Annotated in this window: 16 protein-coding genes and 7 tRNA genes; 6 read left to right on the top strand and 17 right to left on the bottom strand. The window is 56.5% G+C overall.

The features are described 5' to 3' along the window. Positions 1-51: 51 nt before the first annotated feature. Both L8V01_RS01025 and L8V01_RS01030 read right to left on the bottom strand, forming a co-directional pair. Positions 52-807 (bottom strand): YebC/PmpR family DNA-binding transcriptional regulator, encoded by a 756-nt coding sequence (locus tag L8V01_RS01025; protein WP_269945322.1) that lies wholly within the window; start codon positions 805-807, stop codon positions 52-54. 93 nt (positions 808-900) lie between these two features. Further along, entirely contained in the window at positions 901-1773 is an 873-nt protein-coding gene (locus L8V01_RS01030; RefSeq protein WP_269945323.1) for an acyl-CoA thioesterase, read from the bottom strand. Positions 1774-1956: 183 nt separating this feature from the next. Here L8V01_RS01030 and L8V01_RS01035 point away from each other — a divergent pair, with 183 nt between their 5' ends. Beyond that, positions 1957-3303, top strand: a complete 1347-nt coding sequence (locus L8V01_RS01035) for a DUF2029 domain-containing protein (RefSeq protein WP_269945324.1) — start codon at positions 1957-1959, stop codon at positions 3301-3303. An 18-nt stretch (positions 3304-3321) separates the two neighbouring features. Here the strand turns inward: L8V01_RS01035 and L8V01_RS01040 are convergent, their stop codons facing one another. The 15 genes from L8V01_RS01040 to L8V01_RS01110 all read right to left on the bottom strand — a co-directional run bounded on the left by L8V01_RS01040 (position 3322) and on the right by L8V01_RS01110 (position 12713). Continuing rightward, positions 3322-3783: a hypothetical protein gene (locus tag L8V01_RS01040; protein WP_269945325.1), complete on the bottom strand. Its 462-nt coding sequence runs from the start codon at positions 3781-3783 to the stop codon at positions 3322-3324. Further along, on the bottom strand, positions 3783-4886 hold the full coding sequence (locus L8V01_RS01045) for a glycosyltransferase family 4 protein (protein WP_269945326.1): 1104 nt from the start codon (positions 4884-4886) through the stop codon (positions 3783-3785). Before L8V01_RS01045 ends, L8V01_RS01040 begins: the two co-directional genes overlap by 1 nt. Then, positions 4886-5830, bottom strand: a complete 945-nt coding sequence (locus L8V01_RS01050; RefSeq protein WP_269945327.1) for a phosphatidylinositol mannoside acyltransferase — start codon at positions 5828-5830, stop codon at positions 4886-4888. Before L8V01_RS01050 ends, L8V01_RS01045 begins: the two co-directional genes overlap by 1 nt. Positions 5831-5869: 39 nt before the next feature. Then, entirely contained in the window at positions 5870-6475 is a 606-nt protein-coding gene (gene pgsA / locus L8V01_RS01055) for a phosphatidylinositol phosphate synthase (protein WP_269945328.1), read from the bottom strand. Further along, positions 6468-6962: an HIT family protein gene (locus L8V01_RS01060; RefSeq protein ID WP_269945882.1), complete on the bottom strand. Its 495-nt coding sequence runs from the start codon at positions 6960-6962 to the stop codon at positions 6468-6470. The genes pgsA and L8V01_RS01060 overlap by 8 nt, the downstream gene beginning before the upstream one ends. Positions 6963-7053: 91 nt before the next feature. After that, on the bottom strand, positions 7054-9117 hold the full coding sequence (thrS, locus tag L8V01_RS01065) for a threonine--tRNA ligase (RefSeq protein ID WP_269945329.1): 2064 nt from the start codon (positions 9115-9117) through the stop codon (positions 7054-7056). Between the two features lie 77 nt (positions 9118-9194). Continuing rightward, the gene (locus L8V01_RS01070) at positions 9195-10421 is read right to left on the bottom strand and encodes a Dyp-type peroxidase (RefSeq protein ID WP_269945330.1); all 1227 of its coding nucleotides are present in this window, start codon (positions 10419-10421) and stop codon (positions 9195-9197) included. Positions 10422-10423: 2 nt separating this feature from the next. After that, positions 10424-10990 carry a copper chaperone PCu(A)C gene (locus L8V01_RS01075; RefSeq protein WP_269945331.1) on the bottom strand — a complete coding sequence of 189 codons (567 nt, stop codon included), beginning with the start codon at positions 10988-10990 and terminating at the stop codon, positions 10424-10426. Continuing rightward, the gene (locus L8V01_RS01080) at positions 10990-11556 is read right to left on the bottom strand and encodes a copper resistance CopC family protein (RefSeq protein ID WP_269945332.1); all 567 of its coding nucleotides are present in this window, start codon (positions 11554-11556) and stop codon (positions 10990-10992) included. The genes L8V01_RS01075 and L8V01_RS01080 overlap by 1 nt, the downstream gene beginning before the upstream one ends. Positions 11557-12087: 531 nt before the next feature. Further along, positions 12088-12160, bottom strand: a tRNA-Gly gene (locus L8V01_RS01085). Between the two features lie 40 nt (positions 12161-12200). Then, a tRNA-Val gene (locus L8V01_RS01090) sits at positions 12201-12275 on the bottom strand. A 27-nt stretch (positions 12276-12302) separates the two neighbouring features. Next, a tRNA-Cys gene (locus tag L8V01_RS01095) sits at positions 12303-12373 on the bottom strand. Positions 12374-12403: 30 nt separating this feature from the next. Beyond that, a tRNA-Gly gene (locus L8V01_RS01100) sits at positions 12404-12479 on the bottom strand. Positions 12480-12517: 38 nt separating this feature from the next. Next, positions 12518-12589, bottom strand: a tRNA-Val gene (locus L8V01_RS01105). A 48-nt stretch (positions 12590-12637) separates the two neighbouring features. After that, positions 12638-12713 (bottom strand) — tRNA-Gly (locus tag L8V01_RS01110). A gap of 244 nt (positions 12714-12957) precedes the next feature. Between L8V01_RS01110 and L8V01_RS01115 the strand changes: the two genes are divergently transcribed. The 5 genes from L8V01_RS01115 to msrB all read left to right on the top strand — a co-directional run bounded on the left by L8V01_RS01115 (position 12958) and on the right by msrB (position 16362). Beyond that, a tRNA-Val gene (locus L8V01_RS01115) sits at positions 12958-13032 on the top strand. A gap of 67 nt (positions 13033-13099) precedes the next feature. After that, positions 13100-14002, top strand: coding sequence for a DMT family transporter (locus L8V01_RS01120; protein WP_269945333.1), 903 nt, complete (start codon positions 13100-13102; stop codon positions 14000-14002). 70 nt (positions 14003-14072) lie between these two features. Beyond that, the gene (locus L8V01_RS01125) at positions 14073-14759 is read left to right on the top strand and encodes a dihydrofolate reductase family protein (RefSeq protein WP_269945334.1); all 687 of its coding nucleotides are present in this window, start codon (positions 14073-14075) and stop codon (positions 14757-14759) included. Positions 14760-14777: 18 nt separating this feature from the next. Further along, positions 14778-15929 (top strand): glycosyltransferase family 87 protein, encoded by a 1152-nt coding sequence (locus tag L8V01_RS01130; protein ID WP_316986888.1) that lies wholly within the window; start codon positions 14778-14780, stop codon positions 15927-15929. A 10-nt stretch (positions 15930-15939) separates the two neighbouring features. Next, a complete protein-coding gene (gene msrB, locus L8V01_RS01135; RefSeq protein WP_269945336.1) occupies positions 15940-16362 on the top strand; it encodes a peptide-methionine (R)-S-oxide reductase MsrB in 423 nt (140 codons plus the stop codon). Positions 16363-16381 lie beyond the last annotated feature (19 nt).

Consider the following 16381-nt stretch of genomic DNA (forward strand, 5'->3'; position numbering starts at 1 on the left):
CGTGGAGCGCTGCCGGCGCCAAAAATTAGCCGCTATTGAAGCTAAAACCGTTTAGTCCTCATCTAGCTCTGCTAGAACTTCATCGGACAGGTTCATATTGGTATAGACGTTTTGTACATCGTCGGAATCTTCCAAGGCATCGATAAGGCGGAAGATCTTCTTCGCATCATTAGCCTCAAGTGGCACATCTACGGAAGCGCGGAAGTCATTATCGGAATCATCGACTTCAATATCAGCTTCCTTGAGGGCGTCCTTGACCGCCTGGACATCGGTAGGTGCACAGATGATCTCGAACTTTTCCCCGTGGTCCTTGACCTCTTCAGCGCCAGCCTCGAGCACGGCCATCAACACGTCGTCCTCGCTAAGCTCGCCCTTTTCTACTAGGACGTAGCCGGTGCGGGTGAACATATACGCCACGGAGCCAGATTCACCGAGGTTTCCGCCGTTCTTAGACATCGCGGTACGCACGTCCGTCGCCGCACGGTTTCGATTATCGGTAAGGCACTCAATAAGCATGGCCACACCATTGGGGCCGTATCCCTCATACATGATGGTTTCCCAGTCAGCGCCGCCAGCTTCCTCACCGGAGCCACGTTTGCGCGCGCGCTCGATGTTGTCATTGGGGACGGAGGCCTTTTTGGCCTTCTTGATCATGTCATCAAGGGTTGGGTTAGCCGCTGGGTCACCACCGCCAGTGCGGGCCGCTACTTCGATGTTCTTGATCAGCTTGGCAAATTCCTTGCCGCGCTTGGCATCGTTGGCAGCCTTCTTATGCTTGGTAGTTGCCCATTTCGAGTGGCCTGACATGGAGTCCCTTTCTAATCGGGTGCTGAAACTGGTGGCAATTATACGTGTGCTGCATGAACGCGTGAAAGCAGCCCCCATATAAGCGGGAAGAATTTATACTTTTTGCCAGTTGCCGTGGGCGGAACCACTACCCAAATTTTCATCCAAAAAGCGAGTGAGGCCCTCTTGATTAACTAGGGCCACCAACTCGCCCTGTTCGTTAAATAGCTTGCCACGGGCGATGGCCCTTCCACCGGACGCCGAGGGCGAAACCTGCTCATAAAGCAGCCATTCATCCACGCGGAAAGGCCGCACGAACCACAGCGCGTGGTCTAAGCTCGCCAATTGCACCCTATCTCCCTGATGCGGGATAAGTGCAGAACGAATCAGCGTCATATCAGACATATACGTAAGTGCCGCACGGTGAAAACAGGCATCATCCGGAACGTCACCAGTATTGCGGAACCAGATATGCCGAAAGCCCGCTCCGGTTTTCTCTGCGGCGGCGGCCTCGCGCCCTTCCTCCGGCACGAGGCGGATATCCCAATCCTCCCATTCCTTGAGGATAATCCGAGTGGAATAAGGCGCACCGCCGCCCAATCGTGCTACTTCAGCCGGCCCCGGCACCGCGGGCGGAGCGTCTTGGTGCTGCGGGCCTCTATCCCCTTCGCGATGAAAGCTTGCCATGAGAATGAAGATCAATGCACCCTCTTGGCAGACCTTCACTTGACGATGAGCAAAAGAACGACCGTCGCGGATTCGCTCCACCCGCAACTCCATCGGGCGCTTGGCGTCGCCAGGCCCTACAAAGTATCCGTGCAAGGAATGCACACCTTTACCATCAACTGTGCGCTGAGCCGCAGCCACTGCCTGAGAGGCGATATGACCGCCAAAGGCGCGGTCAATCCGAGATTCAACTGCGGGTCCGAGAAATTCATCTACCCCATCTGTGTCCTCTAAGGCCAATACTTCGCGCATGGTCGCCACCTCGTCCCTCCTTGGGTTGTTTCTCATACCAATCGCATATTGTTAGCTACATTACTAAATGAAGCGGAGTCAATCTCTCCCGCAGTAGGGCGTACCCCACTTCTGGGCAGTTTGGTTTAAGAATTTTCTGGAAGAAACTATGTCTGCCCCCAATGCACGCTTCCATTGAATAAAGTCTTTCGAGTGAAACGCATCGCTTCTGTTCCTGCAGTATGGCTCGGTTGGGTAGTCGCCCGCTTGGTTCTGATCTACCTACTCAAAATTGACCATAGCCCCAGAGGCGATGTCGCCTATTATTTTGCCGGTCTCTACGGCACTGACCCTACGCAGATGACCGAGTATCCCCATGCAGGAACATGGCCCACGGTGCTTTTGGGCTGGTTAACCGGTGAAGATATCACAACCTTCTATATCGGCTTCACCGTCATGACCTTGCTTGTTGACGCCGCCTTTTTAGCCCTCCTACTGCGCCATCACCCCACCCAACCGCGTGCTTTCCAAGCAGCATGGTTTTGGGTCTTTTTCGGCACGGCTGCTGGGCACACCTTTGTTTGGCGCCTCGATATTTTCCCCGCCGTAGCCGTGGCCGGAGCAGCTGCTTTGCTGGCTACCCGTCCGCTCTTTGCATCGGCGCTATTGGGTTTTGCCACCACCATGAAACTATGGCCCGGAGTTCTCGCCGCAGGCTTGGTGGGCCGATTCAATCAAACTAAAACCTGGCAGCGATTGCTTGCCTTCTTCTGCACCATCTTCGCCCTTTGCGGGGTCACAATCGCCACCTCAGGCATCGATCGATTACTTTCCCCGCTTGCCTACCAAGGTGTGCGAGGGCTGCAGCTAGAGTCCATCCCAGCTACATTCCTACTCCTCCAGGCTCACCATCATCCCGGCCGCTGGCACCTAGGCTATGCCCCTTCCAAGAGTTTTGAAATTTCCGGCCCCGGCGTGGATACCGCAATGCTATGGAGCACTGTAGCCATGACCGCAATGCTCGTATTCGCCATTGCTTGGGCGCTTTACCGCCTTTTTGCCGGCGGGTGGACCACCCGCACCACTATGGCGTTCTTTACCGTCATGGTCCTGCTGCTCATCGCCACCAATAAGGTCTTTTCTCCGCAATACATCGTCTGGTTAGGCCCGTTGCTGGCCGTAGTCATCCGCCAGCGCTTGCCCCGAGGTTTTGCCTCGCTGAAGGTGCTCCAAGGACTAATAGCGGTGTGCACCATCGTTGCGGCCGGGCTCGGCACCTTGGTCTACCCGTTCAACTATGACTACATCTGGCATTACGTAGGGGAGAAAATGTTTCCCGTTTACGTTTTGGCTGCCCGCAATATTCTCATACTCGTCATGGTTCTCATTGGCCTCATCTGGCTGGGGCTCGAGGTGGCCTTTAGCAAAAGGCTTGCACGCGCAGAGGGCGAGCGGGCTGACTCGCCGTCCGCCCTGCCCACCGATACGGCCGCGCCGGCGCACGCACAGCCGGTGGCCCAAGAGCTAGGCGGACTAAATCCGACGCGCACCACGTCTTAGGCGTCTGAGGCCGGTAGGCTACTCTGCCAGCATATAATCGAAGTATTCCGGCAGCTTCGCGGTACCGCCCAGGTGAAATAGACGCACAGCTGGACGCAGGCGCAGCGCACGGGTATCACTGACAGCCTCATTGTAGAAACGATGCGCAAGCTGGATGCGTCCTTCGGCGTCGGCAAGCGCTGCTGGGCGCCGATCTGCAGGAAATTCCCGCACAATGGCGGCGGATAGTTCGCGCTCGGCCATCGTCCGCGGTTCGAAGTGACCCTGGTACAGCTCGGTGGACTCGGCGCGCTGGGCTAGCGCCGCCAAATCCGGGGCCACCGCCGCAGTGACAGCTGCCCTGCGATCAAGCGCCGCCTGCAACTGCGCCAGTGAAGCATCCGTGCGAATGTGCAAAGAATTTAGCCTTTGGGCGGTAAAAAGCGCCCAGGAACCCACGATGATCAAGATGAATACGATAAGGGCAATCTCAATGGCCATTAGCGCTTCACCCTCACCTTGGTGCCGTCTTGAACAGTTTCATAAACCTGCATTACCGCGGCGGCTACATGATCCCAGTCATAGGTGCTGGCTCGCTGTACTCCATTGTGCACTAAGCGGGCACGATAATCGGCGTCCTCGAGCACCTCGTTGAGTACACGAGCAAGGTCATTGCTATCCTCATTGCGAAATAGCGCACCGGCAACATCATCGGAATCGGCGTTGCACACTGCGCGGAAGGCCTCCAAGTCCGAAGCAACAACGGCTGCACCTGCCGCCATGGCTTCCACCAAGACAATGCCGAAGCTCTCACCGCCGGTATTGGGGGCGACATACACATCGGCGCGGCCGAGGATTTCAGCTTTTTCGGCATCGCTGACCCGGCCAACAAAATCAACGCCTTCCACCTCACGGGTACGGCCACCACCCATAATGGTCACGCGTATATCTTGGCGTACTTGGCGCAGCGCGGCCAGCAGTATATCGAGGCCTTTGCGCGGTTCATCCAACCGCCCAAGGAAAACTACCTCTAGTGGTTCATTGGGAGCCTTTGCAGGGCTGCGACGCCGAGCCTGCGCATACACGGAAGTATCCACACCATTGGGAATCAGGACTGGGTCCCCTCCCAATTGTTCTACCTGCCAGCGCCGAGCCATATCGGATACCGCGATTCCTCCCCGAATCTTTTCCAAAAAAGGCTCTAATAAAGGCTTAGCCAAGGTCAATACCAGCGAGCTCGATGCGGAAGCATGATACGTCGCTACCAAAGGACCTTGGGCCACGGCCAGCGCAGTCATGGAAAAACTCGGGGAATTTGGCTCGTGGATATGCAGGACATCAAAGTTGCCGTTTTTGATAAAGCGTTTAACCTTGCGTGTCACATGTGGACCGACGGACAAGCGCGCCACAGAGCCGTTATAGGCGATGGGAAACGCTGGTCCGCCTTTAACCACGAAATCCGGCAGCTGTGTGGCCTCCGAGGCCGGACCAATGACTTGTACATGGTGCCCTTGCTCTATAAGCATCGTGGCTAGATCAAGGATATGGGCTTGAACTCCGCCAGGCTCGTCGAAGGAGTAGGGACACACAATTCCGATGCGCACTAGTTATCCCCTTCCTGCGATGGCCCGGCTTGGTGGGGCTCACCGGCCTTCTGGGCAGCACGCGCTTGGCGACGCCTCTCAATATCGACGTTCCACTGCGGCTGCAACATGTGCCAGTCTTCTGGATGGCGGCGGATATTATCCGCGAAACCATAGGCCATGCGCTGGGTGGTTTCTTGCAGGTTCGTTACCTCGATCTCGGGAGATACCGATAGCCCCCAACCCTCACCCTCGAACCAAGAGTGCACCACGTGGAGGGCAGCGCCCGTCTCCAAGGCCAGCTGTGCGGGACCTGCGGCCATATTAGCCTCCTCGCCCATGAAGTCGACGCTGACACCGCTTCGAGTAAGGTCACGCTCGGCCAACAGGCAAACCACGCCGCCGGCTTCTAGTACCTCTTTGAGGCGCTTAAAGGGCGAGGCGTCGCCGCCGGTAAGCGGAAGAACCTCGAAGCCGAGGGTTTCGCGGTAGTCCACAAAGGCGTCGAAAAGCACGGCAGGCTTAAGCCTCTCCGCAACGGTTGTGAACTGGCCGTAATGGCCAACGAGGAAGACACCGGCCATATCCCAATTACCCGAATGCGGCAGAGCCAAAATAGCCCCACGCCCGGATTCAGCAGAGGCATCAAAGTGTTCCAAGCCCTCTAGGCCGCTGAGCAGGCGCTCATGCAATCTTGCATCGCTATGAATCGCCGGCAGGCGGAACGCCTCCATCCAATAGCGCATATAGGACCGCACGGAATCGCGCACCAAGGCGCGAGTAACGTTTTCCGGCCCTACCACCCGGGCAAGGTTTTGCCGAAGGCTATCCATTCCGCGACCATTGTTACTGGCCCAATCCGCACCCCAGCGAAAAAGCATGCGCGCTACCGGTTCAGGCAGCCGACGCACCACCTTCCAGCCCGCAAGGTATCCCGCAGCGGCGAGGTCTTCTCTATCCCACATAGTTACTAAACCTCCTGGTTTTAGGTGGTGTGGTGCGAGCTAAGACTGGTCCTGGCGAGCGGCGATAACCATTCGCTGGCACACAGTGAAGATGGATCCGACGGCGAGGATCCACAGCGCTACCTCAATGGCGTGCGGAACGCCCAGTCCCTCGAGACCAATGCCGCCTAGGCCCAAGATGAGCCGCTCGGGACGCTCGATAAGGCCGCCAACCATCTTAAATCCAGATGCCTCTCCCCTAGCCTTGATATAGGAAATGACCTGGGAGCATACCAAGGTGACGAAGCAGGCGATAACCGTAATTCGGGAGGAATCCGCAGAATAAATCAACCACCATGCAATGGCGCTAAATAGTGCGCCATCGGTAATGCGATCGCAGGAGGCATCTAGGGTCGCGCCGAAGGCGGTGGCTTTGCCGGTCAGGCGGGCCATTGTGCCGTCGAGCATATCGAAAGCGGCGAAAAGGCCGGACAAGACGGCGGCGGAAAAGAGGTGACCGGTAGGAATGAGGACCACCGAAATGGCAATGGTGACAATGGTGCCCACAACCGTGACCACGTTGGGGGTCAGGCCAAACTTCAAAAAGGCTTTGGCTATAGGTTCCACCACCACGGCGGCAGGCTTTCGCCCATGCACGCTAAGCACGCGAATCCTCCTCTTCCATCTCGCGCCAACCTTCTGCCAACACGCGGCGCGTTTCCTGCAGAAGCTGCGGTAATACCTTAGTCCCATCGAGGACAGTCATAAAGTTACTATCCCCGGGCCACCTTGGCACCACATGCAGGTGCAGGTGGTCTCCTACCGAGCCTCCCGAAGCGCGACCCAAGTTCAGACCTACGTTAATGGCTTCTGGGTGCGAAACTCTCTTGAGTACCCGGACTGCCTTTTGCGCAAACGCCATCAACTCGTGCGATTCCTCTTCCGTAAGGTTTTCGAGCTGGGATTCCTTACGGTACGGGACCACCATCAAATGCCCGGCGTTATACGGAAAAAGATTCAGCAATGCATAAACGGTCTTGCCGCGAGCAATGATAAGCCCGTCCTCATCGCTGCCCTGTGGCGCTTCGACAAAGGGGTCCTTTGAGCGCTTGGCAATATAGGCCATGCGATAAGGCGCCCACAGTCGTTCCAAACGATCTGGCTCACCGGCGCCCGAATCTACAAAGGTCTTAGCCGCCGAGTCATGGTTATTGACGGCGGCATTGTCGGTATCGTGCGTGTCTTTAGCGTCGGGCACTGATGAGCTCTTCAGTCGGCTGCTCGTTATTACGCTCTGCTACCCATGCGGAGATGAGCTCCACGGCCTCATTCACCGGCACACCATTGACCTGGGTGCCATCCAGGAAGCGGAAGGACACGGCGTCTGCCTCGACGTCGCGTGCACCGGCCACCAGCATGAACGGCACCTTGCCGGTGGTGTGGTTGCGAATCTTCTTCTGCATGCGGTCATCAGAAGTATCTACATCAGCGCGGATACCCTTCTTACGCAGCTGCGCTGCAACTTCCTCAAGGTGCGGGGAGAATTCATCGGCCACCGGAATGCCCACCACCTGGTGCGGTGCCAGCCACGCCGGGAAAGCGCCGGCGTAGTGCTCCAGCAGCACGCCGAAGAAACGCTCGATGGAGCCGAAGAGCGCGCGGTGAATCATGATTGGGCGCTTCTTCGTGCCATCGGACGCGGTGTATTCTAGCTCGAAGCGCTCAGGGAGGTTAAAGTCCAACTGAACGGTAGACATCTGCCAGGTGCGGCCGATGGCGTCGCGGGCCTGGACCGAAATCTTCGGGCCGTAAAAGGCAGCTCCAGCTGGATCCGGTACCAATTCAAGGCCAGACTTTTCAGCGACCGACTGCAAGATTGCGGTCGAACGCTCCCAAATCTCATCGGAACCGACGAACTTATTCGGGTCCTTGGTAGAAAGCTCCAGGTAGAAGTCAGACAGGCCGTAGTCCTTCAGCAAGGAGATGATGAAGTCAAGGACCTTGGTCAGCTCTTCTTCCAGTTGCTCCTCAGTGCAGTAGATGTGGGCATCATCCTGGGTAAAGCCACGTGCGCGGGTCAAGCCGTGGACCACGCCGGACTTTTCATAACGGTAGACGGTGCCGAACTCAAACAGGCGCAGCGGCAGCTCGCGGTAGGAACGGCCACGGGATGCAAAAATCAGGTTGTGCATCGGGCAGTTCATCGGCTTGGCGTAGTAGTCCTGCGGTTCCTTGACGGTATTGCCCTCATCGTCATACTCGCCATCGAGCTGCATCGGCGGGAACATGCCATCGGCATAGAAGTCCAGGTGGCCAGACTTTTTGAATAGGTCGCCCTTGGTGATATGTGGGGTATTTACAAAGGAGTACCCGGCTTGGACGTGGCGATTGCGAGAGTGGTTTTCCATCTCCATGCGCACGGTTGCACCATTCGGGTGGAATACCGGGAAGCCGGAGCCAATCTCATCCGGGAAAGAGAAAAGGTCCAGTTCCTGGCCCAGGCGGCGATGGTCGCGCTTTTCAGCTTCTTCCACCATAGTCTGGTAGGCCTCCAGCGCCTCCTTGGACTCAAAGGCGGTGCCGTAGATGCGCTGCAGCCCCGCCTTAGACTGATCGCCGCGCCAATAGGCTGCGGAAGAACGAGTCAGGGTATAAGCTGGAATGTACTTGGTGGTTGGGACGTGTGGTCCGCGGCAAAGATCAAACCACTCTACTTCCCCGGTGCGCGGATTGACGTTATCGTAGTGGGTCAAATCCCCAGCACCTACTTCAGCGGCCTCATCAGAGTCGGGGTCAACGTTGCCCTTGTCTTGGACCAACTCGAGCTTAAAGGGTTCTTCGGCGAGCGCCTGCTCCGCTTCCGCAGCGGACTCGTAGACGTGGCGCTCGAAGCGCTGACCGCCCTTGATGATCTTCTTCATGCGCTTTTCAATCGCCTTAAGATCTTCAGGGGTGAAAGGCTCCGCGGTCTGAAAATCGAAGTAGAAGCCATTTTCAATGGCAGGGCCGATGCCCAGCTTGGTGCCGGGGAACTCGGCCTGCACTGCTTGGGCCATAACGTGGCCACAGGAGTGGCGGATTACGGCGCGACCATCTTCCTCGCAGGCGGCTACCGGGGTGAAGGTGGATTCCGTGTCTGGCGTGTGCGACAAATCAAAGAGAGTGCCGTCCTCACCGCGAACGACTACGACAGCCTCCGGGCCCTTATTGGGAAGGTTGAGCTCTCGCATTGCTGCACCCACGGCCTGGCCGGCGGGCACGGTGAAGGAATCGTAATTGACCGGTACTGCGGGGATGAGTTCCGCCATAATCGCGCTCCTTTTTGCGCTCGTGCGTCGGCGGCATACCTGGCCGCGTCCGCTATTTAAATTTACGGATAGCTATTCTACAACCCTGCATGCTCGCAGAGCGATTTTGCCCACCAAGACTCGCGCCCGTCGGCATCGCGCGTGCCTGGCGGGCAGAAATACATAGCCGAACCAATATGAGTCAACCACTCGTTCATCAGGTCCGATTTATCCAATCGCGCCTGAATAGGCTCGAATTGCTTGGTGGGATCTTGCTGATAGCAGATAAATACCTGACCAATATTGGATAGCTGCCCATCCTTACCATCGGGAGCCAGCTCATAGTTATACGGGCGGCGTAGGATGCGCTGCTCTGGATGATCGGCCGGCGGGGTGGCAACGGCCATGTGCGAGTTCTTATCGATCACGGGCAGACCGTAGTCGTCAACCGCGTCAAAGTCCGCGGCGTCAAATTCTTCCTTACCGGTAAGCGGGGCACCATTGTCGAGCCTGCGCCCCACCGCATTCTCGCGAGAAGAGCGATCTAGTTTCTCCCAGGTATCCACGTTCATCCGGATGCGGCGCACCACCATCGCCGTTCCCCCGTGTGCCCACTGCGGGCCCTCATCGATCCAGACTTGGGCTGCGAAGTCTTCCTCGCTGCGCGGATTAACGGTACCGTCCTTTTGCCCGAACATATTGCGCGCAGTTGCGCCCTTTTCGTGGCTGCCATAGGCGTTAATAAACCCCTGTTGCAGCCATTTCACGCTGGCGTAGTGCTCGCCGGCTCGCACCATGTGTCGAAGGGCGTAGGTGTTCATCAGGGGGTCATCGCAGCAAATCTGCAATACGATATCACTTTGTCCCCACTTATTTTCCAGCTCATCGCGCTCAAAAGAACGTACATCACCCAACCACCGAGGCTTGTCCACCCCAAGCAGATTAAAAACCTTCTCACCTAGGCCGCAGGTGATAGTCAGGTTGGCGGGCTGTTGCACCATTTCCGGCTCCAATGTGCCCAGCGGTGCCTCCCCCGTACACAGCGCACGAGCGTCCTCGGTCCACAGCTTCATGAGGCTTGCAAACCCCCGCTTGTCGACGCCCCTTTTAAGCTCAAACCCCACCAAATTCAGGTGGGCCTGCTCTGCGGTAGCAATGCCCGCTTGATGCTCGCTGTCAAAGGCCACTAGGACATCCGCTAGGGGCAGTTGGTCTTTGGCTTCAGCATCAGGGCTCACCCCTTGTGAATTGCAGCTAGCCAACGCGAAGGCGCTGGTCGATACCGCAGCGCCGGTGAGAAATCCCCTCCTGCTGAATCCAGTCATAACTAGTGTTCGTGCCCCTCCATCTGGTGGTCTTTCATATCGCCGTAATCTTCATCGCCGGCGGGCATGCTGCGCGTCTGAATTTCTCCTAGGTCGAGCTCTTCGCCGCCCTCTAGTTCCACTTTGAGATCGAGGGACTCGCCAGGGGCGATTTGGTTGCCCATTTCCATGAGCATGAAGTGGTCGCCACCTGGCGCAAGTTCGTGGGACTCGCCAGCCTTAACCACCAGCGGACTCGACATTTCCTGCATCTTGCCATCGACGGTCTCATGCATCTGGTTCACCTTGGCGTTGAGGCTCGTGGAAAATCCAGTGATGGTGATGTCTTTATCGGAATGGTTGACTAGGTTGCCAAAGATGGCGGTCATGTCCTTTTCCTCGTTGGCGCGCACTACGGCGTCTTCGAAGGTCAGGTCCTTGGATTCCGCGGCAGCGGACTGCTCCGCAGCGTTGGTAGTAGTATCCGCCTTCGACTCGGTGGAATCATTTTGGTTCTGCGGGGAACAGCCGGCCAAGACAAGGCTTACTGCTGCCAGTCCTGCAACGGAGTAGTTAAAAAGTTTGGACATTAGTTTTTACCTTCCGAGTCAATCCGACGGGACTTAGCAATAAATAGAGCTGCAACTGCGGCAATAGCCAATACTCCGCCAACGCCCAGGATGATTTTTAGGGACATCGGCAGCCCCTCGCCGTCTTCCTTGTCTGCGTTTTCGGCATCACTCTCTTCGGAATTTTTGGCCGCGTCACCCTTAACAGTGAATTCCACTCCACCGCGGGTAGCGTGGCCGTCGGACGACGTGATTTGGAAGCCGACTTGATAGTTTCCTGGCCCTGGGTGGACATCGTCTGGTGTTTCAATCGTCAGGTCCCGCTCATGCAGCTGTGGCTCTTGGCTAAAGAGCTTCTCACCGGTGTCCGAATTGGTCACGGCGAAGGTATTAAAGTCCTTTTTTGGAATTCCTGAGAACTCGAGCGTGATTTCCTTGGGAAAGTCATCGAGTTGATCACCGTCTTTTACCGTTCCCCCAATAACGGAATCGTGCGCGAATGCGGCTGGCATCGGCCCGCCCAGAACCAGTGCTGCAGTGCCCAGTGCTGCAGCCGTGCGGCGCAGCCAAGGTACGCGGTAGCCCATAAATAGCTCCTTTTAAATCGGAAATGCACATGTTGAATTGTCAGACATACTAGCCCCGTCGCTTGCCAGAACGGCAATCGCGAAAAGCAGCGCGTCGAGACATAAGTCGGGCTGTAGTGCGCACAAGTTCCCCGCCTTTAATAAAAAGAGGCATTTATCACTATTTAAGGAATGTCAACTCAATGATTGGAGCTGGCTCCCTCAGCATCCCCCAACGCGCCTGCTTTCAAATGCAGGACCAGTCAGCATCAAGGCAGTGACTATCGAAACCGTGCCTGCAACGATGAGGACACAGGGCCAGATCGCGTTACCGGAATTGCCACCGATATCCGCCTCCGATAGCTCCACAGCAAATAATGCGCTTCCTACCAAGAGCGACAGACAGCCTGAGGCACCCACCAGTAGCGGAACTAAAACATTGCGTGACATCGCTACCCCCATTCACAGTGACGACTGCAGTCAACAGCTGGTCTCCCTGCGATCTTAGCTAGACATGCGAAAAGCCGCCCTATTTCTAGGGCGGCTCACCTGAGCGGATGACGAGACTCGAACTCGCGACCCTCACCTTGGCAAGGTGATGCGCTACCAACTGCGCTACATCCGCATGACAAACCTAAGTCTGCCAACGAGCCCTCAAAGGACTCTGGTGCGCGATACTGGGATTGAACCAGTGACCTCTTCCGTGTCAGGGAAGCGCTCTCCCACTGAGCTAATCGCGCTTAATGCCCGAAGGCATTAAGAAGTTGAGGTGGAAACGGGAATCGAACCCGTGTGCACGGTTTTGCAGACCGTTGCCTCACCACTCGGCCATTCCACCGTGACGATACCGCCTCACACAATACAGTGCTGGAGCGGATGACGAGACTCGAACTCGCGACCCTCACCTTGGCAAGGTGATGCGCTACCAACTGCGCTACATCCGCATGCGAAACCAGGCCCGGTTTCTAGGACAAAGTCCTTGTGCGCGATACTGGGATTGAACCAGTGACCTCTTCCGTGTCAGGGAAGCGCTCTCCCACTGAGCTAATCGCGCGTTATTCATTTAGAATCACTCTTCGCGGGAAGGCACCCAAGAAAAGCGTGGAGCGGATGACGAGACTCGAACTCGCGACCCTCACCTTGGCAAGGTGATGCGCTACCAACTGCGCTACATCCGCATTGCTCCGCAAAGTGTGTACCGTTGCGGTGCGAAAAGAAACATTATCGTGCTCCGCGCCAGTTTCCAAATCCCCAGCCCAGCGGCACTCTTTTGCGCGCGAACATTTCACCAGTTTCACTGCCTAAACCACAAGAGTGTGATTTCTCAGAAAACGTTGGTCCATCTTCTCCCCCTCAAATGTGCGACCTTCACCGGCCAATTAGGTATTTGAAATTACTGCGGTGTAAATTTGTCCTCCGCGAGGTCCTATAGCTCAGTGGGAGAGCGTTCCGTTCACACCGGAAAGGTCACTGGTTCAATCCCAGTTAGGACCACCACTACCCGTCCACCGCCCTACAAAGGCACCTTGGGCGGGTTTCTTGCATATCGGTAGAGTGTCCCAACGTGTTATGGATACTTTTTGGCATAATCGCTGGACTCGTTTTGCCCGTACAGACGCTGGTAAATACCCGTTTACGGGCTGCAACTGGCACGCCGTTTTCTTCCTCGCTTATTTCCTTCGCCGTAGGAACAGTAACCCTGCTGGTCATCGCCACCGCAGTTACCGGCGGTAAGTTCGGCATCTCCCAGGCGCTTGGTGAGCCGCTGTGGATTTGGTTTGGCGGCTTGCTTGGCGTAGTGGCGCTTACCGGCAATATTCTCTTATTCCCTCACCTAGGCGCGGTTCAAACTGTGGTTCTTCCCATCGCAGGCCAGATCATGATGGGAGTAGTTATCGATCACTTCGGCTTCTTCGACTCCCCTGCTTCCTCATTGACCATCGTGCGTGCAGTAGGAGCGCTGGTCACCCTAGGAGGAGTTATCGCCATCGTCGCCGGGCCCGGCGCGCCCACGAAGCGTGACGACAGCACCATGGCGTTGTGGTTGTGGCGCCTAGCAGGATTCATCTTTGGCTGCTTTACCGCCAGCCAGTCCGCCATCAATGGCCACCTGGGGCAAATCACTGGCTCGCCAGTAAGCGCGGCTTTGATGTCCTTTACCATCGGCGTTTCTGCCCTCATAGTTTTGAACATTATTTTACGCTGGCACCCCCGGATTGAGCGTCCTGACGGAGAAGCTAACCCGTGGTGGATGTGGGTTGGCGGCGTGTTGGGCGCCTTGTTTGTTCTCGGAAATGCCGCCTTGGTCCCTCAAATTGGCACTGGCCTTACCGTGGTGGCAACGTTGCTCGGCTCAATGTTGGGGTCATTGCTCATTGATCACATGCGCGGGGCCCGCGTTCAATTGCGGCAAGTAGTGGGCATTGCGGTGATTCTGATCGGCGTAGTTCTTATCCGCTTGGTATAGCACCCTCCTGCGGTTTTGGTTGATTCACTGCCACGTGGGCCAATTTTCGCCTTAGCTACACTGGGCCGGTATGGATATCTCTTCGCTTTTAGGTCCCGATTCCGGCGATAATTTTGTCGTCCGCACAAATATGGTCAGTACGTTGACTGGTTCTGCGACCATGAATCAGGTCTCAGAGGAAATGGGAAACGACACTGACGGAAAGCTTTTTGGAGCCCTGCGCGACTGGGCAGACGTTGTTTTGGTGGGGGCGCAAACGGTCCGAGCGGAAGATTACTCGGGAGTAAAACCCGCTGCGGCTGGTTCACGTCCGGCTCCTATTGCAGTCCCTACACGCAGCCTTGACTTCCATACAGACTCAAGTTTTCTTACTGATTTCACGACTCCACCGATTTTTCTACTTCCACATAGCAGCTGGAACGATGAAGAGATTTGCAAACGCATCGAGACCATCGAAACCACAGGCGCAGAAATCTGCGACGCCGGTGCGGGAAGCGTACAGGACTACCTATCCGTCCTGAAAGACCGCGGGTTTAGGCGCGTATTGTGTGAGGGTGGGCCGGGAATGATTGGCCAGTTGGTAGATGCTGATGCTATCGACCAGATGTATTTGACCTTGGACCCGCATTTGTCCACTGGGGTAGAAACCCCAATGTCTACGTTTAAGGGCAAGCATTCGCATCGTCGGATGCGGTTAGAAAATGTCGCCGCTGATGACGATGGCACGGTGTTTCTGCGATATACCCGCGCCCGCTAGGCCGTAGACTAAATGGCCGTGAATTCCCGAATCAATGCCGCCGCTTGGCCCGTGGCCATCCTGCTCGTACTCCATCGCGTATTCGTTATCGCGCGCAATGGCACGCCGACTGATGACTTCACCACCGTGTATAACGCCGTAACGCGCATGGGCAACGGTCAGCCAGTTTATGAGCAGGCCTATAACCATGTTGACCCGCTGTACTTGTATACCCCGGGAGCCACGCTACTTCTCGCCCCGCTGGGGCACCTCAACTTTTCGCTCGCGCGTGGACTTTTCATTGTGGCCAACGCGGCCGCGATCGTAGCGGCATTGGCAGTGCTCACCATTACCGTGGACCGCAAGCTCACCTCGCCTCTATGGCCGGTATCTATTGCTTTGGCTTTTGTCACAGAATCGGTCACTAACACCCTTGCTTTTACCAATATCAACGGCATTCTTTTGCTGTGCATGGCGGTATTTTTGTGGGCTTTACTCCGCGCAGAGCACACCCCGCAGTTGGGGTGGGTAGCAGGTGTAGTCATTGGTCTTGCCATTCTGATTAAGCCGCAGTTTGCGCCGTTACTCTTCTTGCCTTTGGTGAAACTGCAGTGGCGCAGCCTTGCCGCCGGCATTGGCGTGCCTGTGGTTATCAATGCACTTGCGTGGCCATTCGTACCGGGCGCTAACGGCTACTTGAACAAGCTGATGCCCTATCTTTCTTCCACCCGTGACTATGCCAATTCTTCCTGGGCAGGTTTCCACGCCTACGTTGACTTTGGCGCTGGATTGTATTGGGCCGTGTGGTTGATTTTTGCCGCGCTTACGGCTGCAGCGATACTCGGGCTTTTGCGCTGGCGCAACTGCGACCCGACCCTGTGGGCACTGACGACGAGCGGGGCAATCATGGTGGGAATCTTCTTCTTGTCCTCCCTAGGCCAGCAGTACTATTCCATGTGGCTGTTCCCGCTGATGTTTACCTTTGTGCTTAAGCGTTCGGTATTCCATTCCGCGGGTGCGTGGTTGGCGGCCTTTCTCTTCTTGGCTCCGGTCTCGTGGGCCTCCACGGCTCATCCGGATGCTGGGCGCTGGATGAATTTTTTCACTGCCACAGCAGGATGGTCGCTGCTCATCGTCACTATTTTCGCGACGGTTGCCGGCTGGTGGCGGTCTGCGCGCAGCACGGTTTAGACTCGGCCCCATGACCGATTTCAAGCTCATTGCCGATACCGAATGGCGCCAGCGCCTAAGCCCCGAGGAATACTATGTCCTGCGCGAGGCCGGTACGGAGCCTCCCCATGTGGGCGAATACACCAACACCACCACCGAGGGAGTCTATTCTTGCCGTGCATGTGGCACCGAGCTCTTTCGCTCCACCGAAAAGTTCGAGTCGCACTGCGGTTGGCCATCCTTCTTCTCCCCGCTAGCAGGAGACAAAATCATCGAGCGGGAAGATAACTCTCTAGGCATGCGCCGCGTGGAGGTCTTGTGCGCCAACTGCGAATCACATTTAGGCCACGTTTTTGAGGGCGAGGGCTACGATACGCCGACCGATTTGCGCTATTGCATCAACTCCATCTGCCTCAACTTGGAAGAAAAGCCGGTGGAAGGCGACGAATCTTAAGGAACCGCAAAAGAAAATG

The sequence above is a fragment of the Corynebacterium curieae genome (assembly GCF_027570035.1).
GTDB lineage: Bacteria > Actinomycetota > Actinomycetes > Mycobacteriales > Mycobacteriaceae > Corynebacterium > Corynebacterium curieae.

Excerpts from the sequence above, each read along its gene's own strand:
- L8V01_RS01025 (WP_269945322.1), bottom strand. The coding sequence starts at position 807 with ATGTCAGGCCACTCGAAATGGGCAACTACCAAGCATAAGAAGGCTGCC.
- L8V01_RS01040 (WP_269945325.1), bottom strand. The coding sequence starts at position 3,783 with ATGGCCATTGAGATTGCCCTTATCGTATTCATCTTGATCATCGTGGGT.
- L8V01_RS01050 (WP_269945327.1), bottom strand. The coding sequence starts at position 5,830 with ATGTGGGATAGAGAAGACCTCGCCGCTGCGGGATACCTTGCGGGCTGG.
- thrS (WP_269945329.1), bottom strand. The coding sequence starts at position 9,117 with ATGGCGGAACTCATCCCCGCAGTACCGGTCAATTACGATTCCTTCACC.
- L8V01_RS01070 (WP_269945330.1), bottom strand. The coding sequence starts at position 10,421 with ATGACTGGATTCAGCAGGAGGGGATTTCTCACCGGCGCTGCGGTATCG.
- L8V01_RS01075 (WP_269945331.1), bottom strand. The coding sequence starts at position 10,990 with ATGTCCAAACTTTTTAACTACTCCGTTGCAGGACTGGCAGCAGTAAGC.
- L8V01_RS01080 (WP_269945332.1), bottom strand. The coding sequence starts at position 11,556 with ATGGGCTACCGCGTACCTTGGCTGCGCCGCACGGCTGCAGCACTGGGC.
- L8V01_RS01125 (WP_269945334.1), top strand. The coding sequence starts at position 14,073 with ATGGATATCTCTTCGCTTTTAGGTCCCGATTCCGGCGATAATTTTGTC.
- msrB (WP_269945336.1), top strand. The coding sequence starts at position 15,940 with ATGACCGATTTCAAGCTCATTGCCGATACCGAATGGCGCCAGCGCCTA.